This is a genomic window from Spiroplasma turonicum (genome assembly GCF_001262715.1).
GTDB lineage: Bacteria > Bacillota_I > Bacilli_A > Mycoplasmatales > Mycoplasmataceae > Spiroplasma_A > Spiroplasma_A turonicum.
The window spans coordinates 221,094-245,551 of record NZ_CP012328.1 but is presented as its reverse complement, the minus strand read 5'-3'; the positions used below and the strand labels follow the sequence as shown (position 1 = coordinate 245,551).

Annotated in this window: 22 protein-coding genes; 4 read left to right on the top strand and 18 right to left on the bottom strand. The window is 25.5% G+C overall.

The annotated features are described in order from the left end of the window. Window positions 1–24 precede the first annotated feature (24 nt). Genes sufB through sufC form a run of 5 tightly spaced genes read right to left on the bottom strand, consistent with a single transcriptional unit; the run spans window position 25 to window position 4,622 of the window. Window positions 25–1,437, bottom strand: a complete 1,413-nt coding sequence (gene sufB / locus STURON_RS01210) for a Fe-S cluster assembly protein SufB (RefSeq protein ID WP_075048068.1) — start codon at window positions 1,435–1,437, stop codon at window positions 25–27. Then, window positions 1,437–1,874 (bottom strand): iron-sulfur cluster assembly scaffold protein, encoded by a 438-nt coding sequence (locus STURON_RS01205; protein ID WP_075048067.1) that lies wholly within the window; start codon window positions 1,872–1,874, stop codon window positions 1,437–1,439. Before STURON_RS01205 ends, sufB begins: the two co-directional genes overlap by 1 nt. 9 nt (window positions 1,875–1,883) lie before the next feature. Next, window positions 1,884–3,128 (bottom strand): cysteine desulfurase, encoded by a 1,245-nt coding sequence (locus STURON_RS01200; protein WP_082236159.1) that lies wholly within the window; start codon window positions 3,126–3,128, stop codon window positions 1,884–1,886. Then, complete coding sequence (locus STURON_RS01195) at window positions 3,101–3,880, bottom strand: SufB/SufD family protein (RefSeq protein WP_075048065.1); 780 nt, start codon at window positions 3,878–3,880, stop codon at window positions 3,101–3,103. Before STURON_RS01195 ends, STURON_RS01200 begins: the two co-directional genes overlap by 28 nt. After that, window positions 3,873–4,622 carry a Fe-S cluster assembly ATPase SufC gene (sufC, locus tag STURON_RS01190; protein ID WP_075048064.1) on the bottom strand — a complete coding sequence of 250 codons (750 nt, stop codon included), beginning with the start codon at window positions 4,620–4,622 and terminating at the stop codon, window positions 3,873–3,875. Before sufC ends, STURON_RS01195 begins: the two co-directional genes overlap by 8 nt. A 141-nt stretch (window positions 4,623–4,763) precedes the next feature. Here sufC and STURON_RS01185 point away from each other — a divergent pair, with 141 nt between their 5' ends. Genes STURON_RS01185 through STURON_RS01175 form a run of 3 tightly spaced genes read left to right on the top strand, consistent with a single transcriptional unit; the run spans window position 4,764 to window position 9,333 of the window. Then, window positions 4,764–7,031: a lipoprotein gene (locus STURON_RS01185; RefSeq protein ID WP_075048063.1), complete on the top strand. Its 2,268-nt coding sequence runs from the start codon at window positions 4,764–4,766 to the stop codon at window positions 7,029–7,031. After that, window positions 7,031–8,857, top strand: a complete 1,827-nt coding sequence (locus tag STURON_RS01180) for a lipoprotein (RefSeq protein WP_075048062.1) — start codon at window positions 7,031–7,033, stop codon at window positions 8,855–8,857. Before STURON_RS01185 ends, STURON_RS01180 begins: the two co-directional genes overlap by 1 nt. Window positions 8,858–8,913: 56 nt before the next feature. Further along, window positions 8,914–9,333, top strand: coding sequence for an HIT family protein (locus STURON_RS01175; RefSeq protein ID WP_075048061.1), 420 nt, complete (start codon window positions 8,914–8,916; stop codon window positions 9,331–9,333). On the opposite strand, the gene STURON_RS01170 is transcribed toward STURON_RS01175, so the two are convergent. From STURON_RS01170 to ftsY, 13 genes are all read right to left on the bottom strand, one after another. Next, window positions 9,330–10,295, bottom strand: a complete 966-nt coding sequence (locus STURON_RS01170) for a 3'-5' exoribonuclease YhaM family protein (RefSeq protein ID WP_075048060.1) — start codon at window positions 10,293–10,295, stop codon at window positions 9,330–9,332. The genes STURON_RS01175 and STURON_RS01170 overlap by 4 nt on opposite strands. Window positions 10,296–10,309: 14 nt before the next feature. After that, a complete protein-coding gene (locus STURON_RS01165; protein WP_075048059.1) occupies window positions 10,310–11,803 on the bottom strand; it encodes a biotin/lipoyl-containing protein in 1,494 nt (497 codons plus the stop codon). Window positions 11,804–11,922: 119 nt separating this feature from the next. Continuing rightward, entirely contained in the window at window positions 11,923–12,762 is an 840-nt protein-coding gene (locus tag STURON_RS01160) for an aldose epimerase family protein (RefSeq protein ID WP_075048058.1), read from the bottom strand. A gap of 80 nt (window positions 12,763–12,842) precedes the next feature. After that, window positions 12,843–14,711, bottom strand: coding sequence for an ABC transporter ATP-binding protein (locus STURON_RS01155; protein WP_075048057.1), 1,869 nt, complete (start codon window positions 14,709–14,711; stop codon window positions 12,843–12,845). Window positions 14,712–14,722: 11 nt separating this feature from the next. Beyond that, on the bottom strand, window positions 14,723–16,528 hold the full coding sequence (locus tag STURON_RS05860) for an ABC transporter ATP-binding protein (RefSeq protein ID WP_075048056.1): 1,806 nt from the start codon (window positions 16,526–16,528) through the stop codon (window positions 14,723–14,725). A gap of 477 nt (window positions 16,529–17,005) precedes the next feature. Beyond that, on the bottom strand, window positions 17,006–18,100 hold the full coding sequence (locus STURON_RS01140; protein WP_075048054.1) for an NADH-dependent flavin oxidoreductase: 1,095 nt from the start codon (window positions 18,098–18,100) through the stop codon (window positions 17,006–17,008). A 55-nt stretch (window positions 18,101–18,155) separates the two neighbouring features. Then, window positions 18,156–18,818, bottom strand: coding sequence for a copper homeostasis protein CutC (locus STURON_RS01135; RefSeq protein ID WP_075048053.1), 663 nt, complete (start codon window positions 18,816–18,818; stop codon window positions 18,156–18,158). Further along, on the bottom strand, window positions 18,818–19,951 hold the full coding sequence (gene metK, locus STURON_RS01130) for a methionine adenosyltransferase (RefSeq protein WP_075048052.1): 1,134 nt from the start codon (window positions 19,949–19,951) through the stop codon (window positions 18,818–18,820). Before metK ends, STURON_RS01135 begins: the two co-directional genes overlap by 1 nt. 47 nt (window positions 19,952–19,998) lie before the next feature. Then, window positions 19,999–20,844 carry a serine aminopeptidase domain-containing protein gene (locus tag STURON_RS01125; protein ID WP_158500504.1) on the bottom strand — a complete coding sequence of 282 codons (846 nt, stop codon included), beginning with the start codon at window positions 20,842–20,844 and terminating at the stop codon, window positions 19,999–20,001. A gap of 138 nt (window positions 20,845–20,982) precedes the next feature. Beyond that, window positions 20,983–21,348 (bottom strand): hypothetical protein, encoded by a 366-nt coding sequence (locus tag STURON_RS01120; protein WP_075048050.1) that lies wholly within the window; start codon window positions 21,346–21,348, stop codon window positions 20,983–20,985. A 76-nt stretch (window positions 21,349–21,424) separates the two neighbouring features. Then, a complete protein-coding gene (locus STURON_RS01115) occupies window positions 21,425–22,192 on the bottom strand; it encodes a TIGR00282 family metallophosphoesterase (RefSeq protein WP_075048049.1) in 768 nt (255 codons plus the stop codon). Then, window positions 22,192–22,515, bottom strand: coding sequence for a YlxM family DNA-binding protein (gene ylxM, locus STURON_RS01110; RefSeq protein ID WP_075048903.1), 324 nt, complete (start codon window positions 22,513–22,515; stop codon window positions 22,192–22,194). The genes STURON_RS01115 and ylxM overlap by 1 nt, the downstream gene beginning before the upstream one ends. Beyond that, window positions 22,508–23,497 carry a signal recognition particle-docking protein FtsY gene (ftsY, locus tag STURON_RS01105; protein WP_075048048.1) on the bottom strand — a complete coding sequence of 330 codons (990 nt, stop codon included), beginning with the start codon at window positions 23,495–23,497 and terminating at the stop codon, window positions 22,508–22,510. Before ftsY ends, ylxM begins: the two co-directional genes overlap by 8 nt. Window positions 23,498–23,567: 70 nt before the next feature. Here ftsY and STURON_RS01100 point away from each other — a divergent pair, with 70 nt between their 5' ends. Then, on the top strand, window positions 23,568–24,458 hold the full coding sequence (locus STURON_RS01100; protein WP_075048047.1) for a hypothetical protein: 891 nt from the start codon (window positions 23,568–23,570) through the stop codon (window positions 24,456–24,458).

The following is a 24,458-nucleotide window of genomic DNA, read 5'->3' as shown; positions in this document are numbered from 1 at the left end:
CAGTTATTAAATAATAAGTTTTTTTTATCCTACAGAACCTTCCATATCCATTTTTATTAATTGATTTAATTCAACAGCATATTCAAGTGGAAGTTCTTTAGTAAAGGGTTCAAGAAATCCCATAACAATTATTTCTAAAGCTTGTTGTTCTGTCAAGCCCCTTGACATTAAATAAAATAATTGCTCTTCACTAACTTTTGAAACTGTTGCTTCATGTTCAATTTGAGACTTATTATTTTGTACTTTATTTTGAGGGATAGTATCGGAATGTGATTTATTATCAAGTATCAATGTATCACATTCTACTCTAGCCTTTGAATTAATGGCATCTGGTCCTATAAAGGCTAATCCTCTATAATTTGCTGTGCCACCTTGGAAAGTAATAGATTTAGATACAATTTTGGATTTAGTTTCTTTACCTAAATGAATCATTTTACTACCTGCATCTTGATAAACTCCATTTTTTGCAACAGCAATTGATATTGTATCTCCTTGAGATCTATCACCTTTTAAAATACAAGCAGGATATTTCATATTAATTTTAGAACCAATATTACCATCTATTCATTCCATTCTACCATCTTCTTCAACAATGCTTCTTTTTGTAACTAAATTAAGTACATTGTCACTTCAATTTTGAACAGTTGTATATCTTACGCTTGAACGTTTACCAACAAAAATTTCTACTATTGCAGCATGAAGATTATTTTTTGAATAAACTGGTGCGGTACATCCCTCTATATAATGTAATTGAGCATCATCATCAACTATAATTAAAGTTCTTTCAAATTGACCAGATAATTGATAATTTATTCTAAAATAAGCTTGCAATGGTTTTTCAAGAATAACACCTTTGGGTACATAAATAAATGTACCTCCGCTTCATACAGTTGAGTTAAGGGCCGCATATTTATTATCGTCATTATTCACAAGTTTTGAAAAATACTTTTTAAATAACTCAGGATATTTTTTTAACGCAGTATCACAATCTGTAAAAATAACACCCTTACTAATTAATTCTTTATTTAAATTTTCATAAACTGGTTTTGCATCTCATTGAGCATTAATACCAAGTAAAAACTCCTTCTCTGCATTAGGAATTCCCAATCTTTCAAAAGTTCTTTTTATATTATCTGGAACATCATCTCAATTATTTGAAATATTGTCACTACCTTCTGTGTAATAATAGTAATCATTGAAATTTATTCAATTTAAATCTGGTCCAAAATTAGGTTGTGGCATATTTTCAAAAACTTTTAAACTATCTAGTCTAAATTTCAACATTCATTCTGGTTCTTCTTTATATTTAGAAATTTGAGTAACTATTTCTTTAGACAAACCTTTTTCAACTTTAAATGATGACAACTCACCTTCATTAAAACCATATTTATATTTCGCAATTTCTTGTATTTGTTTTTCCTGTTTTAGTTTTTTCATTACTTTACCTCATTCAATATAATTTTTTTAAAACCATCCGCTGCTAATAATGCACAATTTATTCTGTTTCCTTGTTTATGAATATCACTAAACACAATTAATTCATTTAAAATTTCATTATTATATTTTTCTCCAGTAATTAATTTATGATAATTATCCAGGTGTAATATGGCATCTTTTAAGGATTTATTTTTTAATTCATTACACAAAATGTCAGAAGAAGAAATAGCAATCGCACAAGCAACACCATCAAATCTTGCATCAAGTATAATATTATTTTCTATTAATAGCTGTACATCTATTTCATCACTACAAGTTGCTGAATCCTGTTTTTGAATTATTGAACTAGGGTTTTCTATCAATTTTTTGTTTTCTGGTTCAGTGTAATGTTCCATTATTATTTGTCTTAAAAGAATTTTGTCATTAACATCTATCATAATTACCTCTTATATAATCTCATTAACTCAACTATCTGAATCTTTTAGTGCAATTATTAATTTATCAATATCTTCATATGTATTGTAAATTGAAAAACTAAGTCTTATAGTTGAGTGTGCATTTAGCAAGTCGCTAGTTAATCTTGCACAATGTTTACCAACTCTTACTGAAATATTATACTTCTTATTTAAAAATGCTCCAAAATCTTGTGCATTTACGTTTAATAAGTTAAATAAAAGAATTGGTTGATCATTATCAAGATTATAGAAGTTAAACTTTTTAATAATAGAATCATCTATATTCGCCCTAAAATATTGTTTCAATGATTTTGGATATTCAATGATTTTATTAATACCAATTTCATTAATTACATCTAAACATTTATTAAATGCATAGATAGCACTTAAATTTAAAGTACCACTTTCAAATTTATGGGGTGGTTTTGCTAACTTATATGAATTATTACTAATATCAATGTTATTTCCACCACCATAAAATATTGGTTTTAACTCATTTAGTAAGTTTTCTTTAGCTCATAAAACTCCTAGTCCAAATGGTCCAAACATTTTATGAGTAGAAAATGCAACTCCATCAACATTTCATTTGCTTACATCAATTTTGTTATGGATTATTGATTGAGCTAAATCAACGATAACAATGATATTTTTGTTGTAAGATTTTATTAATTTTGTAATTAATTCAACATCATTACTTATACCAATTGTATTTGAATTCATAGCAAAACTCACGACTTTAACAGAACTATCTAATTTATTCTTTATTTTATCTATATCAATTTTATATTCAGAATCAAGGTCTAAAAATTCGATACAAGCATTTTTTTGTTCTGCAACTACAATTCAAGGTAAAAGATTTGATGCATGTTCAAGTTTTGTTAATAAAATTTTAGAATTATTATCAATTAAGTTTGATATACCGAATGCTAACTGATTTAACGAATGAGTAGTTCCACTTGTAAATACAACTTCGTTTTCATTTTTGGCATTTATAAAAGTAGCTACTTTTTTTCTTGTTTCCAATAACATTTGATTGGAAAAAAAAGCATTTTTAAAAAGATCATTGTGTGAATTAGCAGCGTATAACAGATCATAATCAGAATGAGCTTTAATAACTTCATCAAACTTTATTGAAGTCGCAGCAGAATCAAAATAAATTTCATTTGAATTATTTTTAAAATAAGAAAAATAATTTTTGTAGTTCATTATTAAATCATATCCTTTAAAACATCCCATAATAATATTCGATAGTTTTCATCAATTACTGTACTAAAAATTGGTTCAAAATAACCATTAATAATAAGTTCCTGAGCAGTATTTTCATCCAACCCCCTAGATAATAAATAAAAGACTTGATCGGGGTCTAACATTCCAATAGCATTAGCATGACTTGCTATGATATCATTTTCATCAATTAATAATACTGGGTCAGAATTAGCTTTAGCATTTTCATCTAATATTAATAATCTTAATTCTTGATGAGCTTCAGACCCAGATGAACCTTTAGTTATATTACTTATGCATCTAACAAATCCTTTGGATGTGTCTTTTAAAACATAATAAGCCTTGATATTTGAGTATGTATTTTTTGCTTTGTGTTCAACATTCAATAACGTTTTTTTATCAAACTCTTTATTTATAATAGTTGCACAATATAATTCAACTCCAGAATTTTCATCTAATAAATTGATATTGATTTTTTCATTAACATCAAAACTGCTAAGATTAGCAATGTTAAGTTCTAACCGAGAGTTTTTTAATAAATTAAAGTTTAAGTTGTAATTTGCAACATCTTGCTTACTTTTACTATTAAAAAAAATTATTGAGACTTTTGTATTTATATTTTGAGAAATAATAAATTGCATGTCTTTGCTTAACTTTTCTAAAAAGATTAAATAGTCACTATCATTTGAAATAATCAATTCATTAATAAATTTTTCTCTTAAATCAATAAATTCTAATTTTTTGTTTAAATATTCATTATTCATTGTTTTTTAATTCCTTTATTCATGAATATCCATTATTATTAACTTTTTCAACTAAATCATTTCCGCCAGACATAACAATTTTACCATCCATTATTACGTGTGAATGTGTGGGAATAACTTTTTTAAAAAACCTGTCGTAATGTGAAACTAAAATCATAGCATTTTTATTTAGGTCTAATGAATTCAAATTATTAGCTACCACTTCAAGAGCATCAACATCTAATCCAGAATCAATTTCATCAATTAAACTAAAGATCGGATTTAACATTTTCAATTGTAGGATTTCATTCTTCTTTTTTTCTCCACCACTAAAACCATCATTAACAAATCTTTTTAACATGTGCAAATTGAAATCTAAAGAGTTTGCTTGCTCTTTAATATCTTTATAAATCTCTTGTAACTTTTTGGGTTTTTCATTATGCGAATTTACTATATATTTTAAAAACTCTAAGTTTGTTACACCTGGTATTACCTGAGGATTTTGCATAGCTAAAAATAGCCCTGCCTTAGATCTTTCATCAACTGAAAAATCGAGAATTGATACATCATCAATCAAAATATCACCAGATATTATTTCATATTTTGGATGACCCATTATTGTCATTAATAGTGTTGATTTTCCATTTCCATTTGGGCCCATTAAAGCATGAATTTCTCCTGTATTAACTATTAAATTAATACCTTTTAATATTTCTTTATCTTCAATATTTACAAACAAGTCTTTAATTTCTAATTTATGCATATTATCTTCCTTTATAAGTTATTATATTTTAATACAAAAATTGATTAACATTTATAAATATTTAATTAAATTTAAATAATGTAATATTTAACGATTTTTTTTATTATAATTATCTTGATAAAAAATCAAGGAGTGAATGATTTGAAGAAATTACTAACATTGCTTTCAACTGTTTCGTTGATAGCAACAACTGCACAAATAGTAGTTGCATGTGATTCTAAATATGACCAAAAAGACGCCGATGGCAATTCAATTTTGGTTCATTTTTTAGAAAAACTGGACGGGAAAGCAGATATTACTGCTAAAGATGTATTAAATAAACTTATTAATGCAAGTTCAGGTGTAAAAAATAGAGAAAAATTCTCTATTGATTTGCTAAAAATGTTTAATTTATCATTAGTAGCAAACTCTGAAAATAACTATGGAGAAGGTTCAAGTGCTAAATATAAGCTTGATAAAACTAACCCCTATTATATTTACAATTTAGAAAATATAATTACTGAGAGATGAAAAACTTTATCATCAAATGTTGATAGACAAATTCAAAATGAAAAAGATAAATACAAAAACGATTATGCAGGTAAATGAGAAGACGAATGAAAAAAAATGCTTGTTGAAAAGTTTAGTGTATATCAAACTGATACAAAAGATATGGATAGAGACTTGCTTGAACAAAAATACAAAGCAGATATTTTATTAAATGACTCTTCTAACAATGTATCAAAAACATTATTAGATGTTTTATTAAACACAGATCAACAAGGTGTAACTTGAGTTTCAAAAACAACAGTTCAAGAAAAATACAAAAACTTAGTTGCAGCAGGAGATGATGAATCTAAAGTTCAATCAATATTAGATTCAGATAAGAATATTTTAAATCAAATATATAACTCAACAAAAGATAGCAAAGAATGAGTTATGAATAAAACTAATGATATTTCAACTTGAAATAATTTAAAAACAACTATTGAAAATACTAGAGATTTAAAATATGATGTGCCTGTTGATTTAACAACTTTTTCATCAACAGATGCTGCATCAAGAAAAGGTTTTATAAGTAATTCACAAAGATTCTTTTTAGATAAATGATATACTTCACAATCTCCATTAGCAATTAGTGAAATTACAATTCCATTTGCTGATGAACACAAATTTGAAGATGGTGTATCTTGAAAAAGCTTTGAAAATAGAACATATACAAAGTACCAAGCTGAAATTGGTTTATTATTAAAATCAGTTAAACCATCTGATAGTTCTTCAGATAATATTTGAAGAAGATATATGTCAGAGGGAACAATAACTAATTTACTTGATGGTAAAGCAACAATTAAAAAGTATGATAAATTACTAACTTTATCTAATTCATCTGACTACACTCAAGATTTGAGAGACGCGGTTTATGATTATGTTCTAAGAGATAAAAGTTCAGGCGTTGATTTGTCATCAAATGAAGATATCAGTAAAATCGATGATAAAGTAATTCAAACTTTCTCAAGAAATGCCAATAATGTAGATTCTAAATTTTATGCTATTTTAGGTGATGGTAGATTATTGTTAATAGATACCTCAGGACTGCATATAATTAATATTGATGGTTATAAATATTTAAAAGAAAGTTCAACTAGTAAAGATAAAAGTTTAAAAACAACAAAAAGTCTTGAAGATGGTCTAATATCTACTGATACTCGTAAAGAATTAGAAAACTTTAAAAACTTTCATAAATTAACAAATAACGAAAAAATTGCTTATATACAAACTGAAGTGGAATTATCTAATGGTGTTAAATATTATGATGATTTAAATAAAAACATTACAAATAGATATCTAAAATATTTAACTAATACATCACTTATAAAAGGTATTGATGGTGCAGCAACTTCGTTTGATGCAATGAGTGAAGTTAAGGATTGAGTAAAAATCGAATCATCAACTGATGTTTCAAAATATAGTTGATCAACATCTGTTTTTGAATATTTTAAAACTATTAGTATTGATGGTAAAAACAAAGTTTCAGATCAAAAAGATTTTATTAATCAATTTATTGAGTTTAAAAAAGATGAATCTGCTGGAGATGAAGATATAGCAACAGCATTAGAAAATAAGTTCAATAGTATGTTGAATACAGTGCAGTCAATTGTTGATTCAGCACCAAGTAATGCTTTTGTAAATGAATTCAACAAAAGAAATGAAGAAATTAAAAAACAATCAGACAAATCAGATTATCCAAAAAGAATAATTGAAGGCAAAGACTTATTTGATGATAATCTTAAATCAATTGCAAATAAAAAGTTTTGAAAGCCTGGAGATAAAGCAACAGAAGATGTTCAAGCAATGTCATTAAACTATTTAAATGTCGAGTTTATAAATATCTACTACAAAAATTATAGTTTTTACAGAGGTGATAAATAATGAAAAAATTAATAGGATGATTAACTGCTATTAGTCTAGTTGCCTCAACTTCATCTACTGTTGTTGCATGTGGTGATAAGGATAATTCTTGAGATGTTAGACCAGATAAACCTAAATTGAACCCAGAGTTAGCTAAAAAACTTATAGCTAGTCTTGCGGGTGATGCAGCAGTTGCTAATATGGACTTTGGTTCATTTTTCAGTACTGATGACGCTACATCAATTGTTGTAAACATGATAAATGAATTAATTTCAAAACAATATAGTTTTGACTCAACAAATAAATTGTTTAAAGACTTAAACTTTACAGATTTATATCAAAAAAATGACGATGGAAGTATTGAACAAGAATTTAAACAAAAATACTCATCTGATACTCGCTCAATTGCAGAAGATAATTTATTCTTAGAATATACAAAAGCTTTATCAAGTAATGAAAATTTTGATTTCAATACACAAGCTAAGTATTTGTATGATTTAAACATTGTAAATGATACAACTGTGAGCACTTTAGATGATAAAGGTGACCCAAAAAATGATAGTTTTGAAGTAAAATCTAGTGACTATAAAACTGTTTCATTTCAAAGAACAGGTGAAAAAACTCCCACTCCTTGAAAATATTCTGGAGAAATAATTGAAGGTTTAGATGAAAATCAAACATTAAAATCTCATCTTCCTAACATTAAAGATTTAACACTTGAGTATAGCGAAGATGTAAAAGATGAAAATGTTACAAAGTTTTACTTAGTAAAAGATGAAGTTAAAACAAGAATAAGTTCAAAAACTGCTCTTTATTTAAGATTTCAACAATACTTTGAATCTAAACTTCTTGAAGATATAAATGCAAATTTATTAACAAAATCATTTCTTGATGCAAATATGTTTAAAACCAAATCAGCTGGGGATGGAAATAATATCTTCTTAAACACTTCTTCTCCTATTTTTTCAAAAACACAATCATGAAGTAATAATACAAATGAAAAACTAAAAACAAATGTAAAAATGGTTTGAACAGTTAAATATGATAACACTAAAAAAGATTTAAAACTTGAAGAAGTTATTGGAAAAAAACTTAAGGGTGTTTTAAATTTTGCAACTGGTGAAATTATTAATAATTTTGAAAAAGGCGTTAAAGATCTTATAGAAGCTTTATCAAGTCTTGATGAAAAAGTTGTGAGAGATGAGCCAAGTGAAAGTACAGCATACACTCCTATAACTAATGATAGTAATTCATACGACCCTTATTTTGGACAAAGTGGATTTAAAGGATTTACATTATATAATAATGGAACATCTATTGGTGATTCACCGATATCAGGTGCAAATTATGAATCTGCTATTAAAGAATGGAATAATGGTGCCGGACTAGTTTTTAAAAGTCCTGAAAAATACTCTTTTACAGATAAAGATAATGGTAATTATGAAGAAATAGTAGTTGTATTACCTATCTATATGATTGAATTATTAGGTGGTTCAGGTGTTGATGATCAAAATACTTATGAAGTAATTGGTAAAAATACTGAAGAAAGAAAGAAAATTAAATTAGGAAAATCTATTAACAATGAAAATGAGTTTAAAGAAATTTGAAATAGACCTATTAATAGTTCATTACACTCTAAAGATGTACAAGAACTATTAAAAGATACATCAAAAAGAAATTCAATAATTAATCAATTAAAATATTTAGTATCAAACGACTCAGCTTCTTCAGAATTAGCAAAAACTTCTCTATATTCATTATATTTAGATAAAGATCTTGTGTACTATGCAGGATTATATAATGAAATTGGTAAATACATTAAAAACGAAGATGACAAAGATGAATAAAAAAAACCTTTAATAAAGGTTTTTTTTATTATAAAATTATATCTGAGGTATAAATTATGGAAAGTAACTGTATATTTTGCAAAATTTCAAATAAAGAAATACAATCAAATGTTATTTATGAGAATGACCACACAATATCATTTTTAGACTTGTCACCTAACTCAAATGGTCATTGTCTTGTAATACCAAAGAAACATTATGAAAACTTTGAACAAACAGATATTAAAGACGTCATTGAAGTTATGAAGGCAAAAAAAGAAGTTATAAAAATTTTAAAAAAAACTTTTAATCCTAATGGTTTCAACTTTGTATCAAATCAAGGTGCTGAAGCTTTTCAAACAGTATTTCATTATCATGAGCATATTATTCCAAAGTATATAAAAGAAAATGGTTATACTTTTAAAATCAATAAGCATAAAGATGATCTTGATGTATTAGAAGTTTATAAAAAAATATCTGATTACACTGTAGATTAATTTTTTTTTGACTTGTTATAATGTCTTAAAAAACTTCTACCGTCCTCAGATAGTATTCTTGGTGTCCAATTATTATGAGACACTTTTTTTATTTCTTCATTAACTCTGTATAACCTTGCGTCAAGGCTATCTAACGATGATATAATTATTGATTCTATTAATAATGGTTCAACTGGCGAACCAAATTCATTTTTACCATGGCTTGAAAGAACTACATGTTGTAGTTTTAAAACATCTTCACCATCTAATTTTAATTCTTTTGCTGCATTACAAATAAAATTATTTCCAATAGATATATGGCCAATTAATTTACCAATAGTTGTATATTCGCTTGCATTTTTTCCGTCAAGTTCAAAAACTTTACCCAAATCATGTAAGATTGCACCACAATAAACTAATTCTCAATCAACTTCAATGAATGAATAAACTTTTCTAAGTGAAACTGCTGCTTCTAATAATGAAGTACTGTGTCAAAATAATCCACCAATAACATTATGATGGATACTTACCGCTGCTGGAAATGTTTTAAATTCTTCTTCATATTTTTTTAATAATCTTATCGTTATTTGTTTATAACTTTCATTTTTAATGTTTTCAATAAAAGCAATAAGATCTTTAAATTTATCATCAATGTTTAAAGGAGCATTTATAGAAAACATATCATGAGTAATTTTATAATCATCAAATTCTTCTTCTTGGATGATAACATAATTGTTAATCTTTAATTGTAATTGATGTCTGTAACTATTTATGTTAGCTTCTAACCTTACTATTGACCCACTTTTCAGTTGAGCAATATCTTCATCATTGACATTCCATAAACGTGCTTCTATACGCCCAGTTCTATCAATTAAATGAACTATAAGATAATTCAATCCATTATTTCCGGTAGACAAAACAACTCTTTCAATTCTTGCAGTTAAGTTTACAATTTTTTCTTCTAAATTTAAGTCACTAATCATACATACTCCTCTATTTAAATTAAGTAGCCAGGGTTTTCAACTAAATCAATATATATATCAATAAAATTTGATATTTCATCATATGTAATTGAATTAGAGTCAAAAGTTATATTTGCATTTAAAGAAGTACTAATTGATCCATCATTATTAACAATTTGACATAATGAATTCAAAGAAATACTAAAACTTGAACTATCATTTAAATTAAAATTTAAAATATTATTATTAAAGTTAATAAAATCAAATATTTTAAACTGTAAATCTTCATTAAGTGTTTCTAAATTATTAAGTGAGTTTTGAAAATCAAATATTGTGCTTGATTTTTCAATATAAGTAAGTTCTTTTTTATTAAATGCTTTTGCCATTTTTTGAATCAATGCTATTTTATTATCTTTAATTTCTATATTTGATTCATTTAGGGCAATTAAAGTAGCTTTAATTAACAATGATGATATTTCTAATTTTTGATTTCTTTTTATAAATGCTTTTTCTAGAATATCATATAAATTTAATAAACTGTTAAGATTTGCAGTAAAACTGATTGATGATTTAGATATTTTTTTTACGTCTAAATCTTTTTTTAAATTTTCAGTTTTATTAAGATTTGATGGTTTTTCATAAAACAAATCATCTTTTTCTTCAACAACTTGCGCTTTTTCTAAATTATTAAGTTTCGATGTTTTAGAAAATTCATTAGATTCAATATTTTCTTTTTTTTGTAAAAAGTCATTATTTAAAGTGTCTAATTTATTTAAATAATCTTTTTTATCATCAGTTATTGATTCTTCATAACTTTTGTTAATATCTGAAATATTTGCATTTTGTTTTAAAAGTTCATTAAACTTTTCTTTTTCTTTATCAATTTCTTCTTGAAACAAATTTTTCTCTTCATCTTTTGCTTCATTTAAAGGTTGATATAAAAAATTGCTTGTTTTTTCCTTAAAAACATTTTCTTCCATGTCTAATGAGGTGTTTTTTGTGAAATAACTTAGCTCTTGAGTAATTGAATCATTTATTTCAACTTTTTTATTTTTTATAAAGTCATTTAAATAAGCTGCATCAGATACTTTTGTTTCTTGTAAATCTTGTCTATTGAAATTTAAGTTTTTATTTTTATTGTTTATAACCTGATTTGTTTGCTCTAATTTTTTTTCCAATTCTTCCATTATGGGGTTTGATTCAACATCATCATAGCTATCAAAATAATTAAACTCTTCTAAACCCTCTTTTAAAGTATCATTTAAATTATTTGGTTCCTTAGCAAGTTCTAAAAGTTCTTGATGAGTAACTATTTCAAATAATTTATCATTACAAGAAACTATTAAAGATTCGATTATAAAAATATTTTTTATTACACCATCAATTGGTGAAATTATTTCAATTTTATCAACTTGAGTAGAAATGGTAGTTAATTTTTGCCCTTTTTTTACTGGTTGTCCGTCTTTAACAAAAACTTCATCTACTATACCTTTTAAATTTTTGTTATTATTGAATAAAACATATTCCATATCTAGTCCCTCTTACATATTATACATATTAGTATTTTACACTATAAATTACCATAAATAAATAATGTAAAAAAAATGTCTAATATATATTAAAGAAACACATTATAAAATGTGTTTCTTTAATTGATTTCTAAAGTCATTGTTAAAACTTCGCTTTCACCACACTCAAGTTGTTTCATACCAAGTTTATCTCTATATCTATTACCTAATCTAGTTTCTAAATCAGGCAGACCTCAATAAGGTTCTAAGCATACAAAATCCATATCGTTAGTTGCTTTTCATATTACAAAGTAAGGGTTTTTATCAAAATACATGTTAATAGTTTTATCTTTATATAAATATGTAATTGAATCAAGATTAAATTGGTCAAATAATAAAGATTTTGAGTCACTAAAATCAACTTCTGAGATTACTATTTCTTTTGCAGCTATTTTATTATGATCAGGTACATATGTATTACCTTTACCTGCTTTAGAAGAGTAAAATTGTTCATTACTAAATATAACCTTCGAATCTTTTTCAACTTTAAATGCAGGGTGATGACCGAATGAATAAGACATTAATTCTTTGCCAATATTCATTACATCAAATAAATAAATAAATTTATTATTATCTAATAATATAGTAATAGTTATTTCAAACTCAAATGGATAAATATCTTGGAATTGATAATGGTTTTTAAAATGACAAACTATTTTTTCATTAGTTTGTGAGTCTATTGTTCAATCTTTAATTTGCGAAAAAAATCCATGTCTTGGTGTGTGATAATCTCTACCATTATGCAAGTAAGGCCCATTAACACTTCCACATATTGGATATAAGATTGGTCAAGTTTTTCCTCAAGAACCATCTTGTTGATACAATACTTCTATTCCATTATGTTTTAAACTTACAACCTCAAGCCCTTGTTTGTCAATGACAATTTTAGCTTCAATTTCCTTGTTTTTTAATAAAAACATATAATCACCTACTTCTTTCTTATAAGAATATTATATAAATTTTTTAATAAAAAAAACACTTTTTAAAGTGCTTTAACTAATTATTTTTGTACTTGTTCTTCTTTCATAAGACCTGCATCATATAAGTCTTTAAAATGACCTTTTTTATTTCTTAGTTCATTAAAAGTACCCATTTGCACAACACCTTTTCCTCTTGCTAAAACTATGATTTGATCACAATTTTTTATTGTAGAAAGTCTATGTGCTATTGATATACTTGTTCTGTTTTTCATAAGTTTATTTAATTCAACTTGTATTTCCTTTTCTACAATATTATCAAGTGCACTTGTAGCTTCATCAAGAATTAATAGGTCTGGGTTTTTTAGAAATGTTCTTGCTATTACTAGTCTTTGTTTTTGTCCACCACTCAACATAAAGCCACGTTCACCAAGAATTGTATTATATTCATTGGGTCAGCTCATTACTAAATCATGCAAGTTTGCTTTTTTAGAGGCTTCTATAACTTGTTCATCTGTAGCATTTGGGTTTGTGTACATTATATTTTCTTTAACTGTTCCAAACATTATTTGTGGTTCTTGTTCAACATAACCAACAAGATCTAAAAAAGATTTTAAATGAACATCTTTTAAATTTGTATCGTTATTTATTAAAACTTCTCCTTCAGTTGGATCATAAAATCTTAACAATAACTTAGCTATAGATGATTTACCACTACCAGTTTCACCCACAAAAGCATAACTTTTACCTTTTTCAAACACAAAATCAAACTTAGGTAAAACATTGACCTCTGGCTTTTCAGGGTAATTAAATGATACACCCTTAAAGATAATATCCTTATCCAATTTTTCTACGAACTTTCCTTCTCCTTTATAATAATGAGAATCAAATCTTGCTTTAGAACTAGTAATTTGATAAATCCTTCTTGTACATTCATTTGCCATCATATAACCAAATGCAGATCTTAATAAAAGATAAATTGGTGATGTCATAGTTCCTAAACCAGCAATAAATGTTGTTGAAATGATTATTAACTTGTGGTTGTCATTATGATAAAAACCATATGCACTTGACAAGACTACAAGTTGTACTGCCATAACCGTTGTGAATGCCCCTGTCATAACGAAGCTTAATCTTTTGAAAAACTTCTTAACAGTATGATAGAATTCATTATGTATTTCTTTAAAACGATTTTTTTCATATACTTCTGTTCCCGATGCCTTAATTAATCTAATTGTTCCAATTCTATCAGTTATATCACCATTAACATATGTTATTGTGGTTCTTAATTTTGTTACTCATTTTTTTACTCTTTTTAAAAATATGAACATCAATATTAACCCTATAGTAACAAATCCCATAGCAATTAAACCTAATTTATAATCAACTACAACTAAAACAACTGAAGAACCAATAAAGTTAAATAAAGCCATTAACATCATTGTTGGTATAATTCTAGTTTGTTCTCCAATTAACCATGTATCAGCACCAATCTTTGTTAAAATTTCTCCAATTTTTTGATTACTGTAATATGAGATATCTTGCTTTAACAATGATTTTAAAGTTTCATTTCTTAAATGAACCTCAATGTCTCTTCCCAACTTACCAACTGTTATATTTCTAATAAAAATTATTATAGCTAAAACCACATAAACTGATAATTGTAAGTATACTCATTCTTGTCAACCAAACTTTCAAATTAAAAAATTAGTTTTAGCAGCTTCTTCACCTTGCTCAAGTAAACTTATACAGTTAAGAGTTTGTTGCATCATTAGAGGTATGGATACTGCCATCCCGCTCCCAATTATAGAAAGGAAAATTATTATAAATCCAGATCAGGGATGGTGTTTTAAATATGAGCATAATAAGTATAAATAACCATGTTGTTCACGTTCTTGTTTAATTTTTTCAATTATTTCAGCTTTTGCTTTTTCTTCATATTTCGAACTCATTATAATACCCCCTATCCCATTAATCCAGCTTTATAAAGTTTGTTAAAATGTCCTTCTAAGTTTTTTAGTTCTTCAAAAGTACCTACTTGTACTATTCCGCCTGCATTTCCACCTAAAACAATTATTTGATCACAATCTTTTATAGTAGATAATCTGTGTGCAATTATAATAGTTGTTCTACCTATAATTAATTTATCTAACTGTGCTTGAACTTCTTTTTCCACAATATTATCAAGTGCACTTGTAGCTTCATCAAGAATTAGCAGCTCAGGGTTTTTTAAAAACATTCTTGCTATAACTAATCTTTGTTTTTGGCCCCCACTAAAGATAAAACCGCGTTCTCCAAGAATTGTGTCGTATTTGTCAGATAAGGTTAGAATAAAATTATGAAGGCTAGCTTTTTTAGCAGCTTCGATTACTTCTTCATCAGTTGCATCAAATTTTGCATACCTGATGTTGTCCATTACAGTTCCATATAAAATTTGTGGTTCTTGTTCAACATAACCAATTTTATCCAGATAACTTGGCATATCTATTTCTTTTAAGTTTATGTCGTTTATTAATACGTCACCTTTATAAGGGTCATAGAATCTTAATAAAAGTTTAGCAATTGTTGATTTACCACTACCAGTTTCACCCACAAAAGCATAACTTTTACCTTTTTCAAACACCAATGATGTTTTAGGAAGTATTAATTTTGAAGGAGACTCAGGGTATATGAACTCAACATTTTTTAATTCAATTTTGTTGATTTGATTAACTTTGATTGGTTCTGAGGGTTTAATTATAATACTTTTTTGTGAGTAAATAAAATTCAACCTTCAGTTACAGTTCATTGAAACAGATAGTGCTCTTAAAATTATCGGTAATAGAAACATAGCTCCTGCAAGTATTGTAACTGTTGACACAAACGGAATCACTAAAGCAGTAATTTGAGCTAAATTATAAGTATCATTGTACATAAAAATTATTGAAATAGTAATTAAACCTGGTAAGATTCAACCTAAAAAGTTTGCAAATATAAGTAATAAAGTTCCTAATCATACAGTTTTATTAATTTTTTTTGCATATATTTTATTAAAATCTTTTATTCTTTCTAACTCAGATAATTCTGTACCACTTGATTTAATCAATCTTATATTCATTAATCTATCAGTATTATCAGCATCTAAATTTTGTTTATAATCTAATGATACAATTGTTGCTTTTCTATATTGAAAGTATATAACTAATGAGATAATTAATAACAATACAAAAACACCAATTGCTATTGCTGCAATTTCAACATTTAAACTAAACATAATAATGTTAATTACAATAAACATTATTATAATGTATATCAAATTATTTGATCATTCATTAAGTCCATCGGCTGCTCCTTGTGAATCTCCAATGATTTTTGTCATATAGTTACCAATTTGATTTTTTGAATAAAAAGTTAAATCAACATCAACTAATGCTTTTAAACACTTTACCCTTAGTCATATTTCAACTTTTCTAGTTCAAATACCACCAACATAATTAAAAAAGAATTCAGTAACTGCATATGCTAAAATCATTGACCACCCAACTGCAACTCAACTATATCAATACATTGTAAAACCAAATAATGATTTTCCACCTTCATTTGTAATATTTTTAATTAAATTGGCAATTACAATTGACATAGATGAAAAAAGACTTGTATCAGTAATAGCTAATAAAACATAAATAGTAAATAAACCTGGGTAAGCTTTAATTGACCCCGCTAATAATTCTCTATATTTTTTTAATTTATCTTTTGAAAAAAATTTTACTCTATCTTCAACGCTTTGCATTTTATTACTCCTCACTAAAAAAAATATTTATGTAATCGTCAAAACACAATCAAATAAATAATTATTAATATAAAAATTTCTGTATTAATAATATTATTTTTATTATATACCAATAAAAAAATTTATTTTAAATAAGAAAAATTAATTTGTTTTTTTAAAAATATATTTTGCCATTGTTGCACATAAGATAAAATTAATAATTGGTATAAGATTTAATATTATAAACAATTTTTTTTGTAATTAGAAATCTTCTTAAAATATTCTATTTTTAATTTATAAATTCTGTACTTATAAATAATAGATGAAACATAACAAAAAAAGCATACTGAAATTATAGAATACAAAAATATGTTCTTGTTTTTTTCATTAACTAAATTCAAAAAAATTGAAAGGATAGTTAAAATTATTAATAAGCTATTTAATAAATCTAATATAAACATATACAATAAGTTTTTATTCATTTAGTTTAACTTTCTATTAGCTCATTTTAAATTGTGTTGTCAAAAAATTATAAAAATGATTACTTATAAAATTCTTATTCTTGTCAACTTTGTTTAAATGGAAATTTATATCTTTTTCTTTATTATCTAAAATTTTTGATACAAAGTTTGGATCTGTAATTAGTGGTTTTCCAATTGCAACTAAATCAGAATACATTAATGAGTTTTCTAGATCGTTTATCGTTTTTATTCCACCAACAACTATTAATTTAGTTCTATTATTAATCAATTCATATATATAACTTATCATTGGTCTTTTTAAATAATTAAAAGACTTAGATACTTGGTTGTAATTGGATAAAGAGATATGAATATAATCCAAATCTTTTTCAGAAAGTTTATCTACCAAAAATAATGTATCTTCAAACCTTATACCTGGTTCTTCATATTCTTCTGGAGATAATCTATAACCTATTATAAAATCTTTATTGTAAATGTTTTTTAATTCAATTAATTCATTAACTAATAAATCAATAAATTTATACCTTTTTTCAATTGTTCCACCAAAATCATCACTTCTTCTATTTGAATGTGGAGAAAAGAACTGTTGGATTAAATATGTGTTTGCACCGTGGATTTCAACTCCATCAAATCCAGATTGCATTGCTCGAATTGTTGCTTTTTTAAAATCATCAATAACTGAGTATATTTCTTTTAAACTTAAGCTTCTTGGTAATTCAGAATTTGTTCTAATCGCTGAAACTTCACTGGCACTAACAGGTCTTAATCCTTTAAGAACTTTACTGTTACTCATTCTGCCACCATGAAAAATTTGTAATATAGCTTTAGAACCATTAATTTTAATTGATTCGGATAATAGAGATAAAGAGTTAATCATGGAATCTTCTGATATACTTAACTGACCTTCTCAGGTTTTAGCTTCTTTATTAATATATGCAGCTGCAGTAATTACCATACCGACTTCTTTTGATCTTAAAGAATAATAATTAATTTCATTATCAGTGACTTCGCCATCACAAAAACTCATCATATTTGTCATCGGAGCCATAACAAACCTGTTTTTTAAAATATTATTACTATTTAATTTAATGTTAATATCTTTAAACTTCATAATAATCCTCATTAAAATAATTATATTCCTTAAATTAAATAAAAAAAAACTTTTATTATAAGTTGTTTATAAGTAAATTATTTATAGTCAAAATATCAATTTTTGAATCTCATGAATTATTAAATCTTGCTAATCGGCCAATATGAATGTTTTTAAATTCATTAGATAATAATTTAATATTATTTAAATTAACTCCACCACCAACTAATATTTTAGTATCAAGTTGCAAGTTTCTTAGTTTAATTAATTCTTTAAAGCCTTTATTAATATTAGTTCCACCTGATGTTAAAACATTATTTATATTAAGTTCATTCAAAATTTTGTAACTTTCAATAAAATCATTTACTTCATCAAATGCTTTATGGAAAGTTATTTCCAAATCTTCTTTTGTTTTAATAACTAATTTTAAAAACTCTACGTCAATATTTTTATCAATTAATCCACCAAAAACAATTCCATTTGCTTTTGTGGTTTTTATAAATTCTATATCTTTTAATATTTGAATTTTTTCTGCTTCTGAATAAACAAAACTTTTAAAAGAAGGTCTGACGATTACATTGATTGGTAAAGTTGAAATATCGGTTGCATGTTTAATTAGATTATAATCAGGAGTTAAACCTCCAACATTTAAATCTTTACATAATTCAATTCTGTGTGCATTAGAATTATTAATATCATGAACATCTTCAATAGATTTTGCAATAACTTCTAAAAGCATTATAAATATTTCTCTAACAATCTAACTTTATCTAGTTTTTCTCATGAGAATTCTTTTTTGCCAAAGTGACCATACTTACTTGTTCTAAAATAGATTGGTTTCTTAAGATCTAATGTTTCAATTATTGATTTTACATTAAAATTAAAAGTTTCATTAATAGCCTTGTAAATCACTGCATAAGGAACTTTGTTTGTGCCAAAAGATTCTACAAAAATTGAGATCGGATTTGAAACACCTATTGCATAACTAACTTGGATTTCTAATTGATCTGCTAATCCTGCTGCTACTAGATTTTTTGCAACATATCTTGCCATATAAGCAGCACTTCTGTCAACTTTTGAAGGGTCTTTACCAGAAAAAGCACCACCGCCATGTCTTGCATAACCACCATAACTATCAACAATAATTTTTCTACCAGTTAATCCAGCGTCTGAAATTGGTCCTCCAATTACAAATCTTCCTGTTGGATTTATTAAAACTTTAAAATCTGTATTCAAATTATGTTTTTTTGCAATTACATTCATAATATTATTTACTATAAAGTTTTTAAACTCTTTTTCATCATAATTTTCATCATGTTGGATAGACATTAAAATTGTATCTATTCTTGGATTTTTATAATTTTCATAATCCATTGTAACTTGTGATTTCATATCGGGTTGTGCATATTTAAATTGATTTAGTTTTCTTAATTTTGAAGCTAAATGAACTAGGTCATGTGCGATTTGGATTGCACAAGGCATATAATTCGATGTTTCATTAGTTGCATAACCAAACATTATTCCTTGGTCACCAGCTCCAGTGTCTTCTTTATCAACACCTAAAGATATGTCTTTAGATTGTTCTTTAATTTTAATTAAAATTTCACAAGTTTGAGGATCAATGCCAGTTTCTTTATTATTGTAACCAACTCTTGATAATACTCATTTTGTAATTTCTTCATAATTAACTTTTGCACTTGATGATATTTCTCCACCTATTACTAAAAAATTACCAGAAACAAAAACTTCACATGCAACTTTTGACTCTGGATCTTGTTCTAAACATGCATCAAGTATTGCATCAGATATTTGATCGCACAACTTATCTGGATGTCCTTCTGATACAGATTCACTAGTAAAAAACTTTTTCATAAATTCTCCTTATTTAATAAATAGCATTATAATAATATCAAATTTTTCTATAACAGTTTTATTATTGTTTTAAAAATTTCTTCTTTACCATTTCCTCTAAGAAATAAATGCTTTTCATTTTCTAATTTTATAATATTTATTTTATTTACATCAATATTAGAAAACATATTGATGTAAGTTTCCTTATTGATAAAAATGTCATTTGTAGGTAGTAACAAATGAACTTTTAAATTGCTATTTCTAAAATTTTTTGTAATTTTGTTGTTTAATTTTTTTATTTGTAAATATTCTTTATAGTTTTTTTTATTATAAGAATTTAGTGTAGATGAAATTTTATTATAACTATTGTCACAAATAATATTCATGTCCAAATTCTGTGTCAACATAATTTTATATGAAAAAATTATTCCTAATAACATTTTAAAAATTAAATTGATATTTAATTTTTTAAATTGATTTAAATATAAAGAACAAAAAAATACATTATGTATCTCTTTTCTACGCATAAAATTAGAAACTATTGTCGAACCAAAACCTTCTCCTATCAATACTAAATTTTTTTCGGGGTATTCTTTAGAAATATATTCGATTATTTCATTTAAGTCATTTATTAAGTTATTGTAATTAAATACTTTTATTTTTTTATTTTGTCCAAAGTTTCGTTGATCATATGAGATAACACTTATATCATTATGATATTTATCACAATAATCTTTTAGATCGATAAAAGAATCTCGTGTTTGTCCATAATCATGAATTCCCAATATTATTGTTTCTGCTGTACTTTTTATATTACCTAATCAACTTAAATTATAATTGTCAGAAGTTAAAAAGAATTTTGCATCAACCAATCCTGGTTTTATAACTTTTTTCTGTTTTTTATAAATTGACAAACAAATAAAATATCTAGTTAAAATTAAAACTAGCAATAAAAAAATGATTATAGAAATCATTATAAATATTATATAAATAATTTTATTATTATTTAAAATACTCATACTAAAGATTAACTTAGAAAAACTAAATTAAGACTAACCTCCCCTTGATAAATCTAGTGCATAAACATCAAATTGACCCATAAATCAAAATGCAAAAATCACATTTTGTCTTCTAATAATGAATTCATCATTACCCATGACATTTATAGCTTCATATATTAAATTACCTGCGTCTTGTTCTAGATTAATTCTCATTCTTTCAAAATCATAAATTGTAGACCTACCATACATTTCATTTTTTCTTTCGAATTCGACTTCAGTTAAAACCCTTTGATAGGTATCCATATACTTAGTGTTGTTTCTAAGTCTTTGTTCTATACCTCTACAAATGTTTTTGATTTCTTTGTCCAAAGCGAATAGAGCTTCATGTAAATTTCTTAATTTATCATGTCTTTTCATAGTCTATCCTCCAATAGTATTACCTTAATTATACCTAAAATTAAGTCAATTTACAATTACTATTTTTATTATGAAATTATGTTACTTGTAATCTCTTAATTCTTAATACTTTATTTGTAATGTCATCAAAAGACAATACAACTCCACATAATTTTCCGTCATTAGTTGATGGAATAAACTTAGTTGGTAAACCTGTTTTCTCTTTATTTATTACTTCTGAAGGGTTGACACCAATAATTGAATTAATTGGGCCAGTCATTCCAACATCTGTTATAAAAGCAGTTCCTAATGGCAATATTTGCTCATCAGCTGTTTGAACATGAGTATGTGTACCTAATAAAGCACTTATTTTTCCATCATAATTATATGCAAATGCAGCTTTTTCAGCAGACGCTTCGGCATGAAAATCCACAATATGAATATCAGAATCATCATTTTCAAGTATTTTTTCAAATACAACATATGGGTTATCAACTAAATCCATAAAAACTCTTCCCATTAAATTAGTTACTCTAATGGATTTGTTATTAATTGAAAGTTTAATTGTACCTAATCCAGGTAAATCTGAATGCATATTTGCAGGTCTTAAAAGATCATTTGTTGTTTTAATATACTCCAAAGTCTCTTTTTGTTTAAATATGTGATTACCGCTTGTAATGACATTTACTTTATTATTTTTTAAAAATTCATAATGTTTCTTGTTTATGCCTTTTCCATGACTTATGTTTTCACCATTTGCAATTACAAAACTAATATCATAACTTTTTATTATACTATCAATATTTTTTTCAATAACTTCTCTACCGGGCAACGAAAATACATCACCTATAAATAATATATTCATTAAATTATATTCTCCAAAGAATCTATCAATTGATTAATATTAATAATATTTTTTTTATAATCATCTACTAAATCTTTAACCATATTTTGTTTTTTTACAAATCCTAATTTTTCTTCTATGTTGATTAAATAATTTACAGTTTTATTTAAACTATCGTGCACCGCGCTTTTACTTATTTCTAAATTATCAGCAATTTCTTGATAAGAAAGATCTTCAAAAAAATATAATTCAAAGTTTTGTCTTTGTTTTTCTGTTAACATATTTTTATAATAATCATAATATTCTGTTAATAAAACTGTTTTTGATATTTCATTGTTAATCATTTTCTTCATCATCTTCCATAAAATCAGCAGTCATTTCATAAATATATTCATCAACATTAAATTGTTTTAAATCTTCGACTTTTTCACCAGTACCGATCAATTTAACAGGAATTTTTAGTATATCTTTAATTGCCATTGCAATCCCACCTTTGCTAGTACCATCCATTTTAGTTAAAACAATACCAGTTACATCAGTTGCTTCTGAAAATGCTTTAGCCTGGTTTACTCCATTTTGGCCAGTTTGTGCATCAATAACTAATAAACGTTCATGTGGGCCGTCCTTTACACTTTTTTGTATAATTTTAGTTATTTTTTCAAGTTCTCTCATAAGATGTTCTTTATTTTGGAGTCTTCCAGCTGTATCAACTAATAAAATATCATAGTTTTTTTCTAAGGCTATCTTTATAGAGTCAAACACTACACTGGCTGGGTCTTTTGTATTATTTTGTGGTTTTACTAAATCGACATTTTTTAATCTATTATTACATCATTGTTCTAGTTGTTCAACTGCACCTGCTCTAAATGTGTCACCAGCAGCAATAAGAACCTTCTTATTTTGTGAACTATAGAAATTTGCAATCTTTGCAATGCTTGTTGTTTTACCAACTCCATTGACACCAACTATTAAAAATATGTTTAATCTACCATCTTTAAAATTTAAATCAGTTTTTGGTTTACCCGAATCAATATAAGCTTTGTATATTTCTTCTGCTAATATTTCTTTAATATCAGTAAAAGTGTGTTTAGGCTTTACTTTTTTCTGAACATTATTAGATATTTCTAGGACCATTTTCATGCCCATGTCAGTCTTAATTAAAACATTTTCTAACTCTTCATAAAAATCACTATTTGGTGTTTTATACTTTTTAGTAAGTTTTTTAATATCACTTGAGAATGTTAGGGTATTTTTATGTTCTTTTTTATGCTTTTTTTCTTGTTTTTTTAATTGTCTTCGTTCTTTTAAAATACTTCAAAATCCCATTTTATTTCTCCATTTTCCTTATTTAATTGTATAATAATTTTATTAAGTATATGTAATTAAGGTGGAAATTATGAAAAAAATATTGCAAATGGTTCTAGCATTGGGTTTAACAGTAACACCATCTACTGTTAGTGCATACAAAAAGACTAGTGAAACATCATCAAAATACCAAGATTTCATTCAAATGTGAAATGATTACTTATACTTTAGGTATGACATGTCAGATTCTGAAACAAATTTTGTAAAGAAAAATTTGAAATCGATAATTAAAGATAATATGGAAGAAGAACCACTATTCAATAATATATATAAAAATGCAAATATCAATTTTGTATCACTAAAAAACGATGTATTAAAAGTTAGTTTTGAAAACAAGAAAAACTCAAATATATTTAATTATTCATTTACAAAAGAATTCACACTTATTTTGTTTAATTATGATAATATTGATAAATTTGTTAATAATGCGCAAAAATACTTGGAACTTAATCCTATCATTTTAGATAAAGCTAAATATATTCAAATTGAGTTAGAAAGCGTTATTAAAGATAAGTACCAAAGTTTCATAGATTGATATAGTCATGAGTTGATTTATCTTAATAATGTAACTGAATTCTTTGACTTTTTAGACTTTGATTCAATTGACTTAAATTTAAAATCTAATAATAAATTAAGAGCTGATTTTTTATGCAGTACTGAATTACAATTTTATTTCAAAAGATCAATCAATAATATTTTAAAATCTCAAAATAAAAAAATATTATTTTCAAGTGATATAAATATTTTAAAAAATAACATATCAAATTGAATAGCAAAATATACTTATTTAAATGTTTATGATAAAAATATTATCGATTTTTATAATGTAGAATCATTTGACTATAAAAAAGGAATTGTCACAATTTCATTAAATGATAATTATTTTACTAAGTCAATTCTAATTACTTTAGAAAAAAAATAA